14 protein-coding genes are annotated in these 21,017 nt (G+C 64.1%); 6 read left to right on the top strand and 8 right to left on the bottom strand.

The features are described 5' to 3' along the window. Positions 1-199 precede the first annotated feature (199 nt). Positions 200-1,519, top strand: a complete 1,320-nt coding sequence (locus ACSHWJ_RS14855; protein ID WP_432539963.1) for a hypothetical protein — start codon at positions 200-202, stop codon at positions 1,517-1,519. Here ACSHWJ_RS14855 and ACSHWJ_RS14850 read toward each other — a convergent pair. Further along, positions 1,516-2,547 carry a cytochrome-c peroxidase gene (locus ACSHWJ_RS14850; protein ID WP_017365253.1) on the bottom strand — a complete coding sequence of 344 codons (1,032 nt, stop codon included), beginning with the start codon at positions 2,545-2,547 and terminating at the stop codon, positions 1,516-1,518. The genes ACSHWJ_RS14855 and ACSHWJ_RS14850 overlap by 4 nt on opposite strands. A 107-nt stretch (positions 2,548-2,654) precedes the next feature. Further along, positions 2,655-2,903 carry a hypothetical protein gene (locus ACSHWJ_RS14845; protein ID WP_017365254.1) on the bottom strand — a complete coding sequence of 83 codons (249 nt, stop codon included), beginning with the start codon at positions 2,901-2,903 and terminating at the stop codon, positions 2,655-2,657. Positions 2,904-3,080: 177 nt separating this feature from the next. Here ACSHWJ_RS14845 and ACSHWJ_RS14840 point away from each other — a divergent pair, with 177 nt between their 5' ends. Next, positions 3,081-4,478 carry an amino acid permease gene (locus ACSHWJ_RS14840; RefSeq protein ID WP_432539964.1) on the top strand — a complete coding sequence of 466 codons (1,398 nt, stop codon included), beginning with the start codon at positions 3,081-3,083 and terminating at the stop codon, positions 4,476-4,478. Here ACSHWJ_RS14840 and gloB read toward each other — a convergent pair. Together gloB and ACSHWJ_RS14830 are read right to left on the bottom strand one after the other, a co-directional pair. Continuing rightward, positions 4,475-5,245: a hydroxyacylglutathione hydrolase gene (gene gloB / locus ACSHWJ_RS14835; RefSeq protein ID WP_218797156.1), complete on the bottom strand. Its 771-nt coding sequence runs from the start codon at positions 5,243-5,245 to the stop codon at positions 4,475-4,477. The genes ACSHWJ_RS14840 and gloB overlap by 4 nt on opposite strands. Next, positions 5,245-6,855: a MutS-related protein gene (locus ACSHWJ_RS14830; RefSeq protein WP_432539965.1), complete on the bottom strand. Its 1,611-nt coding sequence runs from the start codon at positions 6,853-6,855 to the stop codon at positions 5,245-5,247. Before ACSHWJ_RS14830 ends, gloB begins: the two co-directional genes overlap by 1 nt. Before the next feature lie 681 nt (positions 6,856-7,536). Here ACSHWJ_RS14830 and ACSHWJ_RS14825 point away from each other — a divergent pair. Then, positions 7,537-9,447, top strand: coding sequence for a DCC1-like thiol-disulfide oxidoreductase family protein (locus tag ACSHWJ_RS14825; RefSeq protein ID WP_432539966.1), 1,911 nt, complete (start codon positions 7,537-7,539; stop codon positions 9,445-9,447). A gap of 4 nt (positions 9,448-9,451) precedes the next feature. On the opposite strand, the gene rmuC is transcribed toward ACSHWJ_RS14825, so the two are convergent. Continuing rightward, positions 9,452-10,864, bottom strand: a complete 1,413-nt coding sequence (gene rmuC, locus ACSHWJ_RS14820; RefSeq protein WP_432539967.1) for a DNA recombination protein RmuC — start codon at positions 10,862-10,864, stop codon at positions 9,452-9,454. Positions 10,865-11,105: 241 nt separating this feature from the next. Here rmuC and ACSHWJ_RS14815 point away from each other — a divergent pair, with 241 nt between their 5' ends. Further along, entirely contained in the window at positions 11,106-14,015 is a 2,910-nt protein-coding gene (locus ACSHWJ_RS14815; protein WP_432539969.1) for a PKD domain-containing protein, read from the top strand. A 115-nt stretch (positions 14,016-14,130) separates the two neighbouring features. On the opposite strand, the gene ACSHWJ_RS14810 is transcribed toward ACSHWJ_RS14815, so the two are convergent. Further along, positions 14,131-15,897 carry a putative bifunctional diguanylate cyclase/phosphodiesterase gene (locus ACSHWJ_RS14810; RefSeq protein ID WP_432539970.1) on the bottom strand — a complete coding sequence of 589 codons (1,767 nt, stop codon included), beginning with the start codon at positions 15,895-15,897 and terminating at the stop codon, positions 14,131-14,133. Then, on the bottom strand, positions 15,894-16,229 hold the full coding sequence (locus ACSHWJ_RS14805; RefSeq protein WP_432539971.1) for a hypothetical protein: 336 nt from the start codon (positions 16,227-16,229) through the stop codon (positions 15,894-15,896). Before ACSHWJ_RS14805 ends, ACSHWJ_RS14810 begins: the two co-directional genes overlap by 4 nt. Before the next feature lie 183 nt (positions 16,230-16,412). Here ACSHWJ_RS14805 and ACSHWJ_RS14800 point away from each other — a divergent pair, with 183 nt between their 5' ends. Together ACSHWJ_RS14800 and ACSHWJ_RS14795 are read left to right on the top strand one after the other, a co-directional pair. Then, positions 16,413-20,108: a pyridine nucleotide-disulfide oxidoreductase gene (locus ACSHWJ_RS14800; RefSeq protein WP_432539972.1), complete on the top strand. Its 3,696-nt coding sequence runs from the start codon at positions 16,413-16,415 to the stop codon at positions 20,106-20,108. Further along, positions 20,105-20,470, top strand: a complete 366-nt coding sequence (locus ACSHWJ_RS14795) for a DUF488 domain-containing protein (RefSeq protein ID WP_218800845.1) — start codon at positions 20,105-20,107, stop codon at positions 20,468-20,470. The genes ACSHWJ_RS14800 and ACSHWJ_RS14795 overlap by 4 nt, the downstream gene beginning before the upstream one ends. Here the strand turns inward: ACSHWJ_RS14795 and ACSHWJ_RS14790 are convergent. Then, positions 20,446-21,015 (bottom strand): NUDIX domain-containing protein, encoded by a 570-nt coding sequence (locus ACSHWJ_RS14790; RefSeq protein ID WP_010959694.1) that lies wholly within the window; start codon positions 21,013-21,015, stop codon positions 20,446-20,448. The two genes, ACSHWJ_RS14795 and ACSHWJ_RS14790, sit on opposite strands and share 25 nt — an antisense overlap. Positions 21,016-21,017: the final 2 nt, after the last annotated feature.

Here is a 21,017-nt window from a genome sequence, read left to right as displayed (position 1 = left end):
GAATTCACGCACGGTGGCAAGGCAATTTACACAGCCCGCGAGCCACGGTTTCACTTGCGATTCCCTTGGCCCCGCACTATCTTGGAGGTCCTTCGGTTCCGTATCGCAACCGTTTGACCAGCCACACTCTCGTTAATATCCCTGCGAACGGAAAATTCGTCCCCATGGCCACCCTCGCCTTCGCCAACGAAATCATGTCGTGAAACGTCCCAGCCGAGCGGCAATCGTCCGCGGCATCCTGGTCGCGCTCGTCGTGCTACCCATGGCGGCACTATGGTCCGCCCTGGAGCCGAACCCGCTGGTGAACGCTCCGCTCCCCGCCTCGCATGCCTATGACGGACAGGACTTGCTCAGGGCACGCAAGCGCGGCGGAGAAGCAAGAGCGGTTCACCTGACTGCCGGCGACATCGAAGCCGCGGTCAACGACCTGATGGCCCGAAAGAAACTCGACGGCGCCATCCGCACCGACATGCAAGGCGGGTGTCTGGCCGCGACCGTCACCCTGCGGCTCCCTTACCTGGCGGGCTGGTTCCTGAACATCCGGCTGACCGTCGAGGACGGCGATCCCTTGCCCGCCGTGACCGGCCTGCGCGTGGGGTCGCTCCCTCTGCCGCCCAAGGTGGTAAACGCCTTCGTGATTCACCAGATGGAAAAGAAGGGCTTGCTGCCGAACGTGCCGGGCGACCAGGGTCTCATCCTGTCGGCGCATATACGCGACGGGAAGCTGGAACTGACTTTCACCGGCGAATCACAGACGACGGAACGTCTTCGCGCGCTGATCACCGAAGCCGCCGGCGCCGAACGGATTCGCTCCTACCATGACCGGCTCGCCAATGCGCTGAGCGAATCCAACACCCGTCACTTCATCCGTCTGGGGATACTGACGCGGGCGCTGTTCGCGCTGGCGGCGCAAAGGTCCGGGATCACCGATCCGGCAGCGGAAAACCGGGCGGTCATTTTGCTGTTGGCGGCCTATGTGAACGGCTATGACCTGATGAGCGGCTCGGACGGCGATGCTCAGCCCTTGCCGGTACGGTCGGTGCTGTTGCAGGGACGGCAGGACCTCGGCAGGCATTTCATGACCTCCGCCGCTTTCGCCCTGGCGGGCCAGCGCACCCTGACCGACGCCATCGGTCTGATCAAGGAATTGAACGACACACACAGCGGTAGCGGATTCAGCTTTACCGACCTGGCCGCCGACCGCGCCGGCACGGTGTTCGGCAAACGCGCGACCCAGCCGCAGTATGCCCGACGGATCCAAGGGATACTGGCCGCCAGTACCGACGATGCGGTCTTCATGCCGAATGTGGGAGACTTGCCGGAGCGCCTTCGTGGCGCCGAGTTTTTCGAGCGGTTCCGGGATGTCTACAGCCCGCAGTTCGAACGGCTGACCCAGCTCATCGACGAGCGGATCGACCGGCTTTCACTTTACACCGCCCCCGACTCCCAGGCCATCACTCACAAAAAAGCCAGCCCCGAGGGGCTGGCTCCTGGTGCCGAGAAAGCGGACGGAACTTAGTCGTAATCGAAGGTTCCGTTCGGCAAACCGGGCAGCTGCGGCATCTGCTGCTTGGGGAATTCGCCGGTCAACGCATTCAGGAACGCGACCACGTCGGCGACCTGCTGATCGCTCAAGTCCTTGTTGAGCTGCAGCTTGGCCATCACCCTCACCGCCTCGTCCAGCGTCTTGACCTTCCCGTTGTGGAAGTACGGCGCAGTCAGGGCGACGTTGCGCAGGGTCGGCACCTTGAACAAATGTTCGTCCTCGGTCTTCTTGGTGACCTCGGCCCGGCCCTTGTCCCGGGAGAATCCGTATTTCGCCTCGAACATGCCGTTCTCGAAAGTCGGGAACTTCATGAAGAACGGCGTTCCCTCCGGCAGGGTGGGACCATTGAACGCCGGGCCGCTGTGGCAGTTCGAACAGCCGGTCTCGGCGAAGGTGTTCATGCCCCGCACCTGCTGTTCGGTCAGGGCGGTCTTGTCGCCGCCGACGTACCTGTCGTAGGGGCTGTTCGGCGTGATCAAAGTGCGCTCATAGGCGGCGATGGCCTTGGCGGCATTGTCCGCCGTCACCGCATCACCGCTGCCGAAGGCAGCGGCGAAGGCTTCGGGATAACCCGGAATGGCCTTGAGCCGGGCCACGACGTCGTCCCAGCTCTTCATGCCCATCTCGATGGGGTTGGTTACGGGTCCCTTGGCCTGCGCTTCCAGGCTGGGCGCGCGGCCGTCCCAGAACTGCACGGAATTGAAGGCGGCGTTCCAGACCGTCGGCGCGCTGCGGCCGCCGACCTGGCCGTGGACGCCGACCGAACCACCGCGGTTGTCTTCGCCGCCGAGCATCACGTTGTGGCAGGAATTGCACGACACCGTGCCGGTGGAGGACAGGCGCGGGTCCAGGTAAAGCATCTTGCCCAGTTCCACCTTGGCCGGGGTGCTCGGATTGGCCGCAGGTTCGGGAGCCTTGGCGGGCAGTGCCTGCCAGTCGGCAACCGCCGCCGACGCTCCGGCCAGGGCCAGGGCGCCGGTCAGCAAACGTAGAGTGAACATGGTGACTTCCTCCTCGGTGTGGTGTTGTTTTCAAACGGCGGTATCGCCGGGTCCAGCGCGTTCTTATAGGGAATTACGCGCCAGTTTGCAACCGCCACGCCGCCAGGTCAGTGCCGGGTCGGCGCCTGCCCCACCCGTACCACCAAGTCCTTCGGTATCGCGACCAGATCGAAGGAATCGAGATAGCGTGCCACCAGTTCTTCACTGACGTTGATCTCGACACGCGGCGGCGCCGGCTCGGTCAACCGCTGTATGCGCTTCTCCAGCCGCTGGGCGGAAAGATTCAGGCTCACCACCACCCCCAGCCCGAAGCCCACCGCCAGGAACAGCAGATACATCGTGATTTCGATAGTCATCGGAAATTCTCCTCGCCCGCAAACCGTGGGCGTCTCATGGCTCTGACATGGTGTCCCGATGAAGGATTTCAACGTCTTGCAACATTTCACCTTGACGAACCGCGAGCACCGTTCGGCGGATGTGCTGGTTCAGGCATAATCGCCCCAAACTTCCAAAAAAAGATACGGAGAGGCGACATGCGAATCTTTCGAACCAAGGCAGTTTCCACAGACGACTGCTCAGGCGGCAGCCTCAAACGCTGTCTGGGCGCGCTCGACCTGACCCTGCTCGGGATCGGCGCGATCATCGGCACCGGCATCTTCGTGCTGACCGGCATCGCCGCCGCCACCCAGGCCGGCCCCGCCGTGGTTCTGTCCTTCGTCTTCGCCGGACTGGCCTGCGCCTTCGCCGCCCTGGCCTACGCCGAACTGGCGGCCTGCGTCGGCGGCTGCGGCAGCGCCTATGGATACAGTTACGCGGCTTTCGGCGAGCTGATCGCCTGGATAATCGGCTGGGACTTGATTCTGGAGTACGCAATCTCGGTGGCCGCGGTCGCCAACGGTTGGTCGGGCTATTTCGCCAACGCGCTGACCGCCGTCGGTCTGGAATTGCCGGACTACCTGACCAAGGCGCCCGAGAAGGGAGGGGTCATCAACCTGCCGGCCTCGGCGATCATCATCCTGCTGATGGCTCTGCTCATCGTCGGAGTGAAGGAGAGCGCCCGCCTCAACACCGTCATGGTGTCGGTCAAAGTACTGGCCATCGCGGTGTTCGTCGCCGTCGCCAGCGCCCATGTCGATCCCGCCCATTGGGATCCGTTCCTGCCGTTCGGCTGGTTCGGCCACGATGCCGAAGGCAGACCGACCGGCGTGCTGGCCGGAGCTTCGATCGTGTTCTTCGCCTACGTGGGATTCGATGCGGTCTCCACCGCCGCGGAGGAAGCGCGCAACCCGATGCGCGACGTGCCGATCGGCATCATCGGTTCGCTGGTGTTCTGCACCCTGATCTACATCGTGGTGGCGGGACTCCTCACCGGCGTCGTGCCCTACACCGAACTCAACGTTTCCTCGCCGGTCGCGCATGCGCTGCAGCTGCTGGGCATCCGCTGGGCTTCCGGGCTGGTCGCCACGGGAGTGATCGCGGGGCTCACCACGGTCATGCTGGTGCTCTATTACGCGCTGACCCGGATCATCTTCGCCATGTCCCGCGACGGGTTGCTGTCGCCCTGGTTTTCCGCCGTCAACACCCGCACCCAGACCCCGGTACGGGTGATCGTCCTGTGCGGCCTGTTCATCTCCCTGGTCGCCGGCTTCGTGCCGCTGGGCGAACTGGCCGAACTCGTCAACATCGGCACCCTCTTCGCCTTCGTCCTGGTGTGCCTGGGTGTGATCGTGCTCCGCGTCACCCGGCCGGAGCTCCACCGGCCCTTCAAGACACCCGTCGTGCCCTGGTTTCCGATCCTGGGCGCCCTCTCCTGCGGCGCCCTGATGGCCTTCCTGCCGGCCCTGACTTGGCTGCGTTTCGTGGTCTGGCTGCTGCTGGGGATCGGGATCTATTTCGCCTACTCCTACCGCCACAGCAGGCTGGCGGACTAACCTCGGAAAACGTCCTTCCTGCGCCGGATTTCTGCGAACACCTCCACCTCCGGCACATCGGGCAAACCCAGCCTCGCTCTGATTTCGGGGCTTTCCGGCCGCAGGAAGGGATTGGTCGCCAGCTCTTCACTCAGGATGGAGGGTACGGTGGCCGCCCCCTCACGCCGCAAGGCCTCGACCCGCTCCACGCGTTCGCGCAAGGCGACGTTGCCGGGCTCGATCGTCACGGCGAATCGGGCATTGGCCTGGGTGTATTCATGGGCACAGAAAACCTTCGTCTCCGCCGGCAGCGCGCGCAGCCGCTCCAGGGAACGCCACATCTGCTCCGCACTGCCCTCGAACAAACGGCCGCAGCCCAACGCGAACAACGTGTCGCCACAGAACAGCGCGGCGTCGTCCTCGAACCAGAAAGCGACGTGGCCGGAAGTATGCCCCGGGACATCCAGCATCCGGGCCGACGCTGAACCGAGCCGGAATTCCTCGCCGTCTTTCAACGCGACATCGATTCCCGGGATGCGATGGCGATCTCCTGCCGCACCGACGATGGCGCAGCCGGTCGCCGCCTTGAGCTCCAGATTGCCGCCGACGTGGTCACCGTGGTGATGGGTATTGAGTACATGGCCGAGCCGCCAGCCCCTGGCATCGAGCGCCTCCAGCACCGGCCCGGCGACGGCCGGATCCACCGCCGCGGTGGCGCCGCTGCCGGGCTCATGGAGGAGATAGACATAGTTGTCTTCGAGCACGGGGATTTGAAGGATTTCGAGCATCAGGGCTTGCCTTGCAGGTATCTGGCGATATCCTCCCTGGAAAAACCGATCTTCCGGGCGATGCGGTCGGCATGGCTGACCCGAGACACCCCTTCGATCAGGCGGTAGGTCGGCTGTTCATTGCGGAATTCCACCTGCCGCGCCTGCCCGATCCGCCTCCCCTGGTAGACGTCCACCAGTTCATGGTTGTGGGTGATGAGAACCGTGGTGTTGCCCTTTTCCCGGAAGCCGTCGAGGATCGCGACGGAGATGTCCATCTTTTCCTCGTTGGTCGTCCCTTCCGACAGCTCATCCATGATGACCAGGCTGCGCGGCGTCGACGCCAGGAAGATGTCCTTGGTCCGCTTGAGTTCGGTACCGAAGCGGCCTTCACCATCCGTCAGATGGCTGATCTCGGGCACCTGGTAGAACACCCGGTCGGCGACGGTCAGCTCGGCCCGCTCCGCCGGCACGTAACAGCCGGCCTGCGCCAGGATCTGGACCTGCGCCAGGGTCTTGCAGAACGCGGTCTTGCCGCCGCTGTTGGGACCGGTGATGAAAGTCAGCCGCTGCTCGGTCAGGTCGATGTCATTGGGCACATAGAGCGGATCGTTCTTGGCCAACACCGGATTGCGCACCCCGCGCAGCGACATCCGGTGCCGCTCCCCGTCCAGGATGGCCGGCAGCGTCATGAAATGCCCGAAGGACTCGCGGAACCGGATGAAGCTCATCAGTTCGTCGAGCTGGCCCAGCGTATCCAGCGTGGCTTGCACCTCCTCGGAGCGGCGGTAAACCTCGCGCAGAGGATAGATGATGCCATCGCGGTCCATCCCGCCGACGATGGGCACGTAGACGAAGCCGAGCGGCAGCAGGAACAGCCAGAACACCGGCGCGATCGACGCCGCAATGTCCAGCGCGAACGGCAAAAACTCGATCGCGGCCAGAAACAGCAGCACCGTGACGGTAAGGCCGACCGGCTTGAACAGCGACGGCCGAAACCGGATACCCGGTGTGAACCACCCCTTTTCGGCCCGGGTGCAGACCCGCCTCTCGGTCCGGTACACCGGCCCCTTCATCAGGGCGTAGGCGCGTGAGCGGGCGAAATCGCGGACTTCCCGCACCAGTGCCTTGAGATAGGCGCTGTCCGGTTCGGGCAAACGGTTGGCGCGCTCGACCAGCTCGAGCATGAAGCGCGTGCCCTTGATATAGGTGGCGTAGCCGTAGCCGTCGATTTCCAGGGGATGCGCAGGTGAACCGATCAGCCCCAGGAACTGGGCGTAGAGGAGATTGTAGAACTCCCCTTCCAGCTTGGCGGCTTCGGCCAGCAGGACTTCGAGTCCCGCCCGCAGCTCAGCGTTCCGCTCCAGTTCCCGCACCGCCTCCTGCTTGGCGCGGATCAGCCCGGCGTCGACCGGCGGCTGCGCGAGGGAGCGGTACAGCACGGCCCGCCCGATGGCCGTGGTGGCATGATCGGCGGCCTCGAACAGCTTGTCCACCTCGATGACCCGGAATGCCTGTTCGTCCAGCACCGCCGCGCCGGTCCGCCCCGGCGCGACCGAAGGGATCTTGGGCGGTTCCCTGCCGTCGGATTTCAAAATCGTCGGGTAGCCCCGGATATCGATGGATTCCACTGTACCGCCCTCGCTCGACTGACAAAGTGCAATTTTGAACCGGTTGGGCAAAGGAAGGCAAAAGCCACAGGCTCGGCCATCCTCTCGGCAGCCGTTTTCCAGATACGGCTTACCGCCAAGCCCGGCTCGGCATCGGGTCCGTGGCCCCGATGATCTGGTCTCCGATAGCCGATGACGATCCTGCCCGCTCCCCCAATCGGGCTACCGCCACCGATGCACCAGCGGCACCACGACCCTGCGCCGACAATCGTCGAAGAGCGAAGACGGGACGGCGTCCCCGTGCGGGCGGCCGGTATTTCGGCGGACATCGAACTGGGCCATCGGAACGTCGAATGCTCGTCGGCAAAAGAACCGTGTTTTTCCTCGAAGTCATTCCACGAGACAACGGTCGCTTCGACGCGTCGAGGTTGTTCGGGCCGGCATTGCAACTCGCGTTCGACGAATTCGGCAAGCAGGGCTCGACAACCCCGGACAGGTCATCGGTCGACCGGCGGGCACGCTCCGCCCGTTCCTCGTTGAGACCGAGATCGACCGGGCGCTTGCGAACCCGAGAGAAGAAAGCATTGATCCCTGGACTCCCGCCGATCCGAACTTGAGGCGCCCCCCGCCTGCGCATACCATTAGCCGCCCGAATTCCCGCATCCGGCGTCGGAAAATCCGGCGAACCCTTGAAGAGCCCCTATGCAAAAAGCCCTGTTCAATCTCGTCCTGCGCGGCCTGGAAAAGCAGGTGCCGGCCACCGGCCTCGGCCTGTTCCGGCTGGCGTTCGGACTGGTCGCGTTCCAGGAAATCTGTTTCCTGTATTACTTCCGCCAGCTGATCTTCGATCCGGTGCCCTACCTGGACATCGCTTCGCCCTCGGTCCATCTGTTCCTGGTGCTGTGGGCGATCGCCGCGCTGTGCCTGGCGCTGGGACTGTACACCCGGCTCGCCGCCATCGCCAACTACCTGTTCTGGCTGGTGTTCACGGTGTTCACGCCGATGTGGAAGGACTTCGACGGCGGCTTCGACCAGCTCATGCTGGGATCGAGCCTGCTCTTGATCTTCCTGCCCTCGGAACGCGCCTGGTCGCTGGACCGGCTGCGCCTCGCCTGGCGCCATTCGACGGTGGATCGGTGCTACGCCCTGCCGCGGACGGTGCCGGTGCTGTGTTATTTCCTGCCGCTGGCGGTGTCGCTCGGCTTCATCTATTTCGATTCGGTGATCCACAAGCTATTCGCCGAGTTCTGGCGCAACGGCTTGGGGCCCTGGCTTCCCTCCTCGCTGCCTTATTACATGTCGCCGCTGGACATGGGCTGGCTGCTGGAGATCGAGCCGCTGCAGCGGGCGATCGGCTACACCATCATCGCGTTCCAGTTCGCCTTCCTGTTCCTGCTGTATTTCCGCCGCTTCCGCGTGCCCCTGATGCTGGTCGGCCTATCGCTGCACGCGGGCATCATCGTGTCGCTGAACATCTACCCGTTCGGCTTCGGCATGCTGGTGCATTATTTCCTGATGGTGCCGTTCCGTTGGTGGCGGACCCTCGGGCGAACCCTGCGCCCGGCGGAGCCGGCGTTGCAGGTGTTCTACGACGAGCGCTGCCCGCTGTGCCTCAAGACCGTCCTCGCCATCGAGCATTTCGACGTGTTCCGCGCCGTGGAATTCCGCGGACTGCAGACCCACGCCGCGACGGCACCCGCTCTCGAGGACATTCCCGAACGGGACCTGCTGGGCGATCTCTACGCCGTCGACCGCGAAGGGCGACGCTATTCGGGGGTGGCGACCTACGCCCGCATCCTGGTCGCCATGCGCTATCCAGCGCTGGCGGGACTGGCGATGCGGCTGCCGGGCCTCGCTACGATCGCCGACCGGGTCTACCGGCGTATCGCCGACAACCGCGTCCGGCTGGGCTGCGACGCGTCCTGCGCGCCGGCGCCGGGCCGGACGGAGCCCGACCTGGCCCAGCGCATCGGCCGATGGGTCGGCGGCAGCCTGCAGCAGCGGGCCAACCGCATCAGCCGGATGCTGGTCGTCGTGCTGATCCTGCAACTCAACTGCACCCTGCACTACGCCATCCTCTATCGACTGGGCGTGGACACCAAGGCCAACGAAGCCGGACAGGTGCTGACGATGCTCAGCAATGCGCTGATTTCGGCCTCCCACACGTTCTTGGGCATCACCCCGCATCCACTCTACCTGCACGACCATTTCCAGGGCTACGAGCACATACTGGGGATCGTCCATCTCGACTCCGACGGCAAGGAACGCTGGCTGCCGTTCGTGGACGAGGAGGGCCGGATCGTGTCGCCGAACTGGGGCCGGGTGCATTCCATGTGGGCCAACGTCGCGGTGACCCGACACATGGACCCACGCCGACTGGACAAATTCGTGCGCAAGGTGACGGCGTTCTGGGGCACCCGCCTCGGGCTGGATCTGAACCGGACCACGTTCGTGCTCAAGCTCAAAACGGTCAAAGCACCGATGGACTGGGAGCCGGGCCTGCGCCGGTACAACCTCGCCCAACCCTGGGAGGACGTCGGCCGGGCGGTGTGGCGCGACGGCGAGATGCGGCTGGAGCTGGACCGCGACCTGGAGGCGCTGAGCGCCGACTGAGTCTTCAGTCGTCCGCCTCCGCCGTCGAGGGCAGCAACCACCCCGCCTCCTGCGCCGGGATGGCCTCGACCTCCTTGAGCTTGCGGGTCAGCACGCGGGTGCGGGTTTCAGCCTTGTCGATGGAGCTGGTGGCCTCCTCCAGCTTCTTGCGGGTATAGGCCAGGGCATCGCCGAATTTGGTGAATTCGGTCTTGACCGCTCCGAGGAGGGTCCATACCTCCGACGAGCGCCGCTCGATCGCCAGGGTCCGGAAACCCATCTGCAGGCTGTTCAGCATGGCGGCCAGGGTGGTCGGGCCGGCCAGGGTCACCCGGTAGTCGCGCTGCAGGGTTTCGGCCAGCCCGGGCCGGCGCAGTGCCTCGGCGTACAGCCCCTCGATCGGCAGGTAGAGGATGGCGAAGTCGGTGGTGTGCGGCGGCTCCACGTATTTGTCGCGGATGGTCCGGGCCTCGTTCTTCAGGCGTTGTTCCAGCGCCTTGCCGCTCGCCTCGATGCCGGCGTGATCCGCGCCGTCCTGCGCATCCAGCAACTTCTGGTAATCCTCGATGGGGAATTTGGCGTCGATCGGCAGCCACACCGGCGCATCGCCCGAATCCCGTCCAGGCAGCCGGATCGCGAACTCGACCCGTTCCGCCCCGTTGGGTCGGGTCGGCACGTTCTTGCCGTACTGCTCCGGAGTCAATATCTGTTCCAGCAGGGCGTCGAGCTGCACCTCGCCCCAAGTACCGCGGGTCTTGACATTGGTGAGTACCCGCTTCAGATCCCCCACCCCCGAGGCGAGGGACTGCATCTCCCCCAAGCCCTTGTGCACCTGCTCCAGGCGCTCGCTGACCAGCTTGAAGGACTCGCCCAGCCGCTGCTCCAGGGTGTTGTGGAGCTTCTCGTCGACGGTCTGGCGCATCTGCTCCAGCTTCTCGCCGTTGTCGTGCTGCAGCGCCTGCAGCCTTTCCTCGATGGTGAGGCGCAGGCGTTCGATGCTCTTCTCGTTCGTCCCGGCGAGGGTTTCGAGCTGGTTTTTCAGCAGCAGGCCGACGCTGTCGAGCTGTTCCTTCTGCACTTCGCCGAAGCGCTTCAGTCCCAGGCTCATCTCCTCCCGTCCATCCCGGGCATCGGCCTGGACCCGCACGAGCTTTTCGTCCATCAGCAGCCGCATCCTTTCGGCCTGATCCTGCTGCGCCATCTGGAACCGGCCGATCGCCCCGCCGATCTCCTCGCGGCTGTCGCGGGATGCACGGCCGATCTCTGCCCTGAGCTGGCTCAGCTCCTCGCGCAGCAGGCGCTCCAGGTGTTCACGCTCGGACGTGAGCGACGCCAGCCGCCGCCCTTGGCGCAGACAAAGAAACAGGCAAATCCACAACGGCAGGACGATCCCTGCGAGAACTGCAACGGCGAGATACGGGGCAAGTGCTCCAGTCAACCCAATCACCTTTCATTAATATAAATATTGTCTAATCTTTCCAAGGCCATGGCGTATCGCTGCCAAACCGTTTCCAAGCGTCGGTGCGTTCTGGCGCATCAGAAATTCCGAATAAATCTTTGACCGGCATCAATGCCGGAACATTGGATTAGGGGACATCCTGTCGGCGCATCGACAGCAAAACAAGGGGTTCCGCCCGTTCTTTGCGGCGGCGCCCGAACGAAAGAAGGGGAGTACACTAATGTATACGACAAACCACCGTTTCAAACAGGGGATCGCGAGCGCGCTCGCCGTCTCCATTGCCGCTTTCGCCGGCATGGTCCAGGCCAAGGACCTGACCATCACCTCGGCATCCTGGAATGCGAAGACCAAAAGCCTGAGCCTGGCCGGGACCAGCGAAAACCGGGCCGTGGTCACCCTGTACAATGCCCGAACCAACGCGAAACTCGCCTCTGTGACGGCCAGCAAGAGCGGCGCCTGGAGCAATACGCTCTCGAAACCCGCGGCCGTGCCCTGCCGCGTTCGGGCGACCTCCAAGGACTCGGCGACCGAGCGCGACGTGGCCAATGCTCCCGCCGATTGCTCCGGCAGCGCCCCCAACCAGCCGCCGGTTGCCAACGCGGGCCCCGACCAGGCCGTCACCCTCGCCCAGGGCCAGAGCAGCATCGCCGTCACCCTCAACGGCAGCGGCTCTTCCGATCCGGACGGCAGCATCGCATCCTACCAATGGACCGGCAATCCCGATCCCGCCGACACGGTCAGCCCCGGCGTCATCCTGACCGCGGGCACATATGTCTTCACGCTCACCGTCACCGACGACAAGGGGGCGACCAGCGCCGCCGATACGGTCCAGGTCACCGTCGCCGCGCCGCCCGCCTCCTCCGCCGGTTCGATCAATTCCACCAGTGCCGCCTCGCTGGCCAAGGTCACCACCCCGGTGCCCGAGCCGTCCAAGGTCACCAGCGGCAACTACAGCGTGCTGGCGGTCAATGACCTGGGCATGCACTGTGTCGATCTCGACACCCGCATCGTCAACATCCTGCCGCCCTTCCAGGTGATGCTCGGCCAGGTCATCCAGAAAGGCGCGAAACCGGTCATCAACCCACAGGGGGTCGAGCTCTATTATTCGGCGGTATCGAACCCCAAAGACCCCATCCTGTCCCGGAACGATCTGTTCAACGGCATTGCCGCGGACGGCACGACCTTCAAAACCAATTTCTGGGACAGCGTCGTCAATGGCGCCTATGATGCCTTCTATCCGCCCCTGGACCAGCCGCCGCTGAATCTTCCCGCCGGCACGAGACTGGCCGATCTGGTGCCCGTCGACAAAGGGTTGCCGGTGCCCAACGCGGAAAAGCTCTATATCGGCAGCGACGGCAGGGTCAACAGCGGCGACGAACGGCTCGCCGTCGCCCAGCATGCGATGCCGGGATTCTCCAGTCCGTATGCCGCCAACGCTCCGCAGCGCGTCGAAGAGCGTTACACCCACAAGCCGATGTTCGTGAATTTCCCCTTCGGCTACGTCGCGAACGGCGTCAACTGGTTCGAGGCAGCAGGCATCCCGTTGGCGCCGTTCGATGATTTCGGCCGGCAGAACCCTTTCCCGCTGGTGAGAGTGCAGGCGAAGAGCGGCACTACCGTGCTTGCCACCGTGGATACGGTGCTCCCGGTATCGAGCGAAGCGAGCTGCACCAACTGTCATTCCGACCCCGCGGACGTCGCGAACAGCCGGTCCAGCTGGCCGACCGACGCATTGCGGGGCGCCGGCCTGGAAGTCGCCACCAGGGTCCAGGACCCAGACACCAACAACCCCCCCAAGGTCAGCGTGGAATACGCCGCCGACATCAACATCCTGCGCCTGCATGACCTCCGCCAGGGCGCGAACTACGTCGATCCCACCGGCGCGAAAACGCCCTGCGATATCAAGGCGGGCCTCCCTGCCAGTTCCAACGGTGATGCCAACTGCCTGACCTACAAGGCGGTGGTGCAGAACAAGCCGGTGGTATGCCAGAGCTGCCATTACACCCCAGCCCTGGACCTGGCACAGGTCGGCCCCCAGGCCGGCGCCATCGGCAGCCCCGCCAACGGCCGCAACCAGCTGGCACACCAGAGCAATTCACGGGTGATGCACAACCACCACGGCGCCTTCACCAACCTGTTCACGGCCATTCCGGCACCCGACCAGGATCCTGCGACCGGCGCCATCCGGAATCAGGCCGAACGATTGACGGCGCTGGAACAGAACTGCTACCAGTGCCATCCGGGCAAGGAAACCAAATGCCTGCGCGGCGCCATGTTCAACGGCGGCATGCTGTGCAGCGACTGCCACGGCGACATGAAGCAGATCGGCGCCGACTTCTCCACCGGCGTCTCCCCCGCCAACCCTGGAGCCTTCGTGTTGAACCAGGGCAACTTCTACGATCCGGCCAGCAGCCAGCCCCGGGTACCCTGGGCCAACGAACCCGGCTGCGGCTCCTGTCACACGGGCGACGCCAATGGCAACCTGACGGGCTCGGCCAACGTGATCGTCAACAAGGTCGACAGCAAGGGCAACAAGGACGGCATCCGCCTGCGCCAGGCCTTCCGCACGGGCGATGCCAAGGCCACGCCCATCGTACCCAGCAACAAGCGCTTCGCCGAGCCGGCCATTCCCGCCCAGTTCAATGGCTTCAACAACCCAGGCGCGGGTAATCCCAAGCTGTATCGGGTCAGCACTGGCCACGGCGGGGTGATGTGCGAAGGCTGCCACGGCGCGACCCACGCCGAGTGGCCGAATGCCACGGCCAATGCCAACGACAACCTGGCCGCCCTGCAGTTGCAGGGCCACACCGGCACGATCGCCGAGTGCAACACCTGTCACACTGCCGGCAGCCTCCCAAGCAGCACCCAAGGGGGGCCTCACGGCATGCACCTGGTCAATGACAGCCGCTTCTACGGCGATGCCCACGGGGATCTGGCGGAAAACCAGAACCGGCAGCCCGGTGGCGGCACCTGCGGTGCCTGCCATGGCAGCGATCATCTCGGAACCGTCCTCTCGCGCGCCGCCGCCGACCGCAGGTTTTCGGTGGAAGGCAAAACCGTCAGCATCAAAGCGGGTCAGCCGGTGGCGTGCAATCTCTGCCACAGCCTGAGCAAGAGCTTCGAGCGGTAGAAATCCAGGAGCCGGCACCGCTCGCGGCCCGCCCAGGTGGCGGCCGCGAGCGGAAAGACCCGGACGGTATCCGCCGGGCATTTTTCGTCTCCCGAGCGAAAAACGCCCTATTTTTTCAGGCGACGAATAGGTCGACCGCATCCCCTGCCAGCAGGGCGGCGATCCTCTCCGGTGGCAGCGGCGCCCCGATCAGACGGCCCTGCCCGTGACGACACCCGCGCTCAAGCAGGAATGCCACGTGCTCCGGGGTTTCCACGCCGACGGCGACGACGTCCATCCGCAGACTCTTGGCCATGGCAATCATCGCGGTGATGACGGCGGCATCGTCCGAATCCGGCTCGATGTCCCGGACGGATGACAGATCGATCTTGAGTTCATCGATCGGAAACCGCCGCAGCCGCCGCAAGGACGCATTGCCCGTGCCGAAGTCCCCCACCGAGAAGCGGATGCCCCGGTTGCTGAGTTCCTGCAGCACGGCGAGGGTGTGTGCGGCATGCGTCATCAGCATGCGCTCGGAGAGTTCGAACTGCAGGTTCTCCGGTTCCAGACCACAGCCATCCAGCAAACTCATGATCCTATCGCCGAACTGGGGATCATCCAGTTCCCGCTGCGACAACCGGAAAGAGAGACAGCGGTCGTCGAGTCCTTGCGTCCGCCACACCGCCGCATGAGCGCAGGCGGTGCGAAAAGCCCAGATACCGATCTGCACGATGAGACCGGTTTCCTCCGCCACGGGAACGAAGTCGTCCGGCGGCACGTTTCCCAGCTCGGAACTGAGCCAGAAGGGACACACCTCCAGGGCGACGATCCTGCCGCTGCGCAAATCCACCCGGGGCGCATAGCTCAGGCCGAGTTCGCCCTGGAGCAGGGCGCAGCGGAGGTTCCTTTCGATTTCCTGCCGCCGGTAGGCCTGGACGTTCAGTTCCGGCGAGAAGAACTGGTAATTGTTCTTACCCCGCGACTTGGCGTGATACATGGCGGTATCGGCATTACGCAACAGCTGCTCCATCGTCTCGCCATCGGCCGGGGACACGGCGATACCGATGCTGACGCTGATGACGATCTGCTGCGCGCCGAATACGAAAGGTTGCGCCAGCCCATCGAGAATCTTTTGCGCCACGAGGGCGCCGTTGAGCGTGTCTTTCGCTCCGTTCAGGAGGATGGTGAATTCGTCACCCCCGATCCGCGCCACGGTATCGCCGTCGCGAACCGCGGTCCTGATTCTTTCCGCCGTCGCCCTCAGCAGCCTGTCTCCGACGAGATGGCCGAGGCTGTCGTTGATGGACTTGAAATTGTCGACATCCAGGAACAGGAGGACGACCGGATTGCCATCCCGTTCATGCGCAGCCAACGCCTGCAGCAGGCGGTCGCAGAACAACTGCCGGTTGGGCAGACCGGTCACGGTGTCATAATGCGCCTTGATATCGAGCTGTTCGATCGCCTTATCGGCTTCCCGCCGGATTTCCGCATTGATTTTCCTGGCATCCTCCAGCAACCGCCGCTCACGCTCGAGCAGCACTTCGACGATGCTGTGGGGCGTCAGCACGCCGAGGAACGAACCGTCACGCTCGAGCACCGCCAGCGGCATGCCCAGGGTCTGGCCCCGTTCGCCCACGGCGTGGATCAACTGCTCGAGCGGCGTATCAGACGCGACCGGCGGCGGCACCCGCGGATCGATCAGGTCGGCGAAAATCCGCTGGGGAAAGCGTGCGATCTGGTGTTCGGTGACGAGCCCCAGAAATCGGCTACCGTCCGGTTCATCCGTGTGGAAAACCGCGTAAATCGCCGGACTCCGGCGGTCTCGCGGCGGACGGGCGTCGGCCTCGACGCGCACGACGATCCTGCTGTCGCACAAAGCATCGCGGGCACGGACGAGAGTCACAGGGCTTCATCCTCGATCAGAATTTCAGCGTTGAGATCCAGTTGCATGATCTCCTCCGATCCCATCAGGGGCTTGATCCGCTGGAGCACGAACTGGACCAGATATTCCCGGGGAACACGGCGCAAGAAAGCGCGCCGGACTAGAATGTCGCTGATCACATCGTCGTCCAGCTGGATATGTTCGAAGGGCGCTACCACCAAAAGTTCCAGGGCCTTCCGGAAGGCCGCGCAACCGATCGGCGCCTCGCGGCCGAGCACCACGCCGTCGGAAATCGGGGGTATGTTGAATTCCTTGACCCGGAGCAAGTGTTTGAAATTACGGTCAGAGCTCATCGATTCATCTCCTTTGAAAAGAACGAATCGGACGCATTGAAATTCTCCGCAGCGGTAGAGGAACATCTCTCTATAAAGAAATCCACGGCGAAGGGCTGGCCGAAGGCTTCCGATCCGCGGCCCCTAGGCGGTACGGCCTCCAACACGTTATTGTATTGACATTTTTCTCCAGGGACACTCTCGATGAACGACGACGCCATGCACGGCCTCGGCATAGCCGGTCTCCGCTACCCCGATCTCCACGAACCCGAAAAGCTTCGGCTTCTGCTCCAGACGTTCGACGACTGGACCCTGCAACACGACCCCGACCTGTTCGCGACATTCCGGGACTACCGCGCCTCGAACGGCACGAACATGGCGCCCGAAGCCGTCTCGGAGCTTCTGGTCAAGATGGCTCCGCTCGTGGGTGAGTTCGTCGCCCGCCTGTTCGGCGTGGAGGCGGAGCGCGAACGGCAGATGGCCGAGATTCGGGACAGCTTCGCCACGATCTTCACCTTCCGCTCGGAAATCGTGGCGAAGCTGCCGAGCCGCTTCAAGAAGGTCTCCGTCGAAGACTGGGATGTGGCGGCACTGGCGGCGAAGATCGACGTTCTCGTCGAAGCCTTCGCGCCGGAATACGCGACCACGGACCGCGAGGCGGCGGTGGCCAGGGTCGGCCTGGCATTGCAGAATCTGCACAGGCACTACGAGGAGGAGGCGAAACAGCCGGGCGGCGGCCCGCTCTCCGACCCTGAAACCCGCACCGCCAAACTTCGTGCCCAGCTCGGCGCCCATCCGCGGGCCGCCTTGTGGAAGGATGCGACATCACTGGGTGATGCCGATTTCGCCGCCGGTCTGTTCGCGGAGTTCGAGCGCTGGTGCTTCGCCGCCAGCTGCGATGACCGGCTCGGATCTCAGGTCAAGGATTGGGTGAGCTTCAAGGTTCCGGCCAAAACCGACTTCCGGCACCTGGTCCACCACGTCGTGGAACACCGCGACGGCTACCACGTCTGGGCCGCCGAACCCGGCCACCACCGCCGCCGCGACGGTTTCGCCCTGACCGATCCGCGCTTCCCGGAGCGCCGGGTCCTGTACGAGGTCGATCACTGCATCTACTGCCACGACCGCGACGCCGACTCCTGCTCCAAGGGCATGCGCAACAAGAAGGACGGCGGCTTCAAGGCCAACCCACTGGGCGTACCCATCACCGGTTGCCCCCTGGAGGAAAAGATTTCCGAGATGCACTGGCTCAAACGCCAGGGCGACAACATCGCAGCCCTCGCGCTGATCACGGTGGACAACCCGCTCTGTCCGGGCACCGGCCACCGCATCTGCAACGACTGCATGAAAGGCTGTATCTACCAGAAGACCGAGCCGGTCAACATTCCGCAGATCGAGACCAACGTCCTCACCGACGTATTGTTCATGCCCTATGGCTTCGAGATCTACAGCCTGCTGACGCGCTGGAATCCGCTCAATGTCAAGCGCCCCTACGCCCTGCCCTACAATGGCAAGAACGTGCTGGTGGCCGGTATGGGACCGGCCGGCTACACCCTCTCGCATTATCTGTTGAACGAAGGCTTCGGCGTGGTGGGCATCGATGGACTCAAGATCGAGCCGCTGCCGGCCGAGCTGGTCGGCGACGAACACCATCCGCCCCAGCCGATCCGCGACTTCGGCGCTCTCTATGAAAGACTGGACCGGCGCATCATGCTCGGCTTCGGCGGTGTGGCCGAATACGGCATCACGGTGCGCTGGGACAAGAACTTCCTCAAGGTCATCTACCTGAACTTGCTTCGGCGCAAGACCTTCCGCTGCTACGGCGGCGTGCGCTTCGGCGGGGCGATCACGATCAACGAGGCCTGGGACTTGGGCTTCGACCACATCGCCATCGCCTCGGGTGCCGGGAAGCCCACCCTGATCGAGCTGAAAAACAACCTGATCCGGGGCATCCGCAAGGCCTCCGATTTCCTCATGGCACTGCAGCTCACCGGCGCGGCCAAGGAATCCTCGCTGGCGAACCTGCAGATCCGACTGCCGGCCGGTGTCATCGGTGGCGGACTCACCGCCATCGACACCGCCACCGAATTGCTGGCCTACTATCCGGTCCAGGTCGAGAAGATCCTGCACCGCTACGAAAAGCTCTGCGCGGCCCATGGCGAGTCGGCCATACGGGCCCGCTACGACACCGAGGAACTCGGGATACTCGACGAATTCCTGGCGCACGGCCGGGCCATCCAGGCCGAGCGACGGCGCGCCGAAGCCGCAGGCGAGACGCCAGATTTCCTGCCGCTGCTGAACCAATGGGGGGGAGCCACCTTGTTCTACCGCAAGGGCATCGAGGACTCGCCGGCTTACCGCCAGAACCACGAGGAAATCAGGGAAGCCATGGACGAAGGCATCGTGCTGGCGGAAGGCTTGAATCCGTTGGTCGCGCTGGAAGACGAGCACGGCCATCTCAAGGCGGTGCGCTTCGAAAAGCTGGAAGAACGGGAAGGCCGCTGGCAACCCGCCGGAGAAATCGAGATCCCGCTGCGGAGCCTCTTCATCGCCGCCGGCACCTCGCCCAACACCATCTACGAATCCGAGCATCCGGAAACCTTCGAGATGGATCACAAGTTCTACAGGCGTCACGAGCCCGAATGGGTGGGTGAGACGCCCGGTCTGGTGCCGGTACGGGACGAACCATGGCCCAAGATCGGCAAGCCGGCCCCCTTCACCTCCTATCACCGAGGCGGCAAGTTCATCACTTTCTACGGCGACAACCATCCGGTCTATGCCGGCAACGTGGTCAAAGCCATGGCCAGCGCCAAAGACGGGTACCCCTACATCGTCCGCCTGTTCGAACAGGAGCTGAAGCGGCTCGATCCTGCCGAACAGTCCCACCGCGACCGGAACCTGCAGGCCTTCCAGGCGGTCATCGATGACGCCTTGACCGCTCGCATCGTAGCGGTGAACCGGCTGACGCCGACCATCATCGAAGTGGTCGTCCGTGCTCCGGCCGCCGCCAAACACTTCCAGCCCGGCCAGTTCTACCGGGTGCAGAACTACGAGGCGCTGGCCCCGGTGGTGGAAGGCACGGTACTCGCCACCGAGGGCATCGCGCTCACCGGCGCCTGGGTGGACAAGGACAACGGCCTGATCTCGCTGATCGCGCTGGAAATGGGCAGCTCTTCCAGGCTGTGTGCGCAGTGGAAACCCGGTGATCCGCTGGTGGTGATGGGCGTCACCGGCGCACCGACCGAAATCCCCTCGGGCCAGACCGTTGCCCTCGTCGGCGGAGGCCTGGGCAACGCGGTGCTGTTTTCGATCGGCAAGGCGTTGCGTAGCGCCGGCAACCAGGTGATCTACTTCGCCGGCTACCGCAACAGCGCGGACGTCTTCAAGGCCGAAGAACTCGAAGCGGCATCGGATCTGCTGGTCTGGACGGTGGACAAACGTGAGGGCAACACCCCCATTCCGATCACCCGCCCCGACGACAAGTCCTTCATGGGCAACATCGTCGAGGCCATGCTGGCCTATGCCAAGGGCGAACTGGGCCCCACCCCCATCCATCTCGACGACGTGGACCACATGATCGTGATCGGCTCGGACCGCATGATGGAAGCGGTGAAGCATGCCCGCCACGGCCTGCTGGCGCCTTACCTCAAACCGCACCATGCCGCCATCGGCTCGATCAACTCACCGATGCAGTGCATGATGAAAGGGGTGTGCGCCCAGTGCCTGTGCAAACACGTGGATCCGGAAACGGGACGCGAGTATTTCGTGTATTCCTGCTACAACCAGGACCAGGAACTGGATCGCGTCGATTTCCCGAATCTCCAGGCCCGGCTGCGGCAGAATTCGGTGCAGGAGAAGCTGTCGGCGCTCTGGCTGGACTGGCTGTTGACGCGGCCGTGACCATCCGGCTGAAAAGGGTCTACGAACCGAGTTCCCCGGAAGACGGCGAGCGTTTCCTGGTGGAACGGCTCTGGCCGCGCGGCATCTCTCGGCAGGCGTTGGCGCTGGACGGCTGGCTGAAAGACATCGCGCCCAGCAATGAACTACGACGCTGGTACGGCCACGATCCCCGCAAATGGGGGGAATTCAGGCAGCGCTACCTTGCCGAACTGGACCGCGCGCCGGCAGCGCTGACCCTCCTGCTGGAAGCCTGCAGCCGCGGTACCGTGACGCTGCTCTACAGTGCCCGCAATGGCGAATGCAGCAGCGCCGTCGCCCTGCGAGACTACCTGGAACGTCACTTGAATCCGGATCCGACCTGATTCGAGGCGCGCTCCAAAGCCAGGCGCAACAGACCGGCGACGCTGATGGCATCGGTGATCTCCCCGGAGATCACCATGGCGACAGCATCGGCCAGCGGAAGCTTCCAGATACGCAGGTCTTCGGTTTCCTCGAATTCCGGCTCGCCTTCCTCCAGGTCTTCCGCGACGAACACGAAGCCTTCCTCGTCGGTGACGGAATTCGAGGTGTGGAGTCGCATGAGGAGCGTCCAGGAGGCGGCGCTGAGACCGGTTTCCTCCTTCAGCTCGCGCCGGGCCGACTCCAGGATGGGTTCACCTTCGGGCGAACCACCCATCGGGATCTCCCAAGACCAGGCATCGGGTACATAACGATACTGGCCGATCAGCCAGGTATTGCCCCGGCCGTCGAGGGGGATGATACCGATCGCCCGGTTCTTGAAGTGGATGCGACCGTACAGGCTGATGCCGCCGCCGGGGTTGACGACCCTGTCCTCATCCACGTGGATCCAGGGGTTGTCGTAGATCTCCCGCCGGCTCAGCAGGCGCCAGGGATTCGGCTCCGCCACAG

The sequence above is a fragment of the Methylococcus sp. S1M genome (assembly GCF_051295855.1).
In the GTDB taxonomy this organism is placed as follows: domain Bacteria; phylum Pseudomonadota; class Gammaproteobacteria; order Methylococcales; family Methylococcaceae; genus Methylococcus; species Methylococcus capsulatus.
Note: the sequence above shows the minus strand (reverse complement) of the source record. Positions and strands in the feature narration are given on the sequence as shown.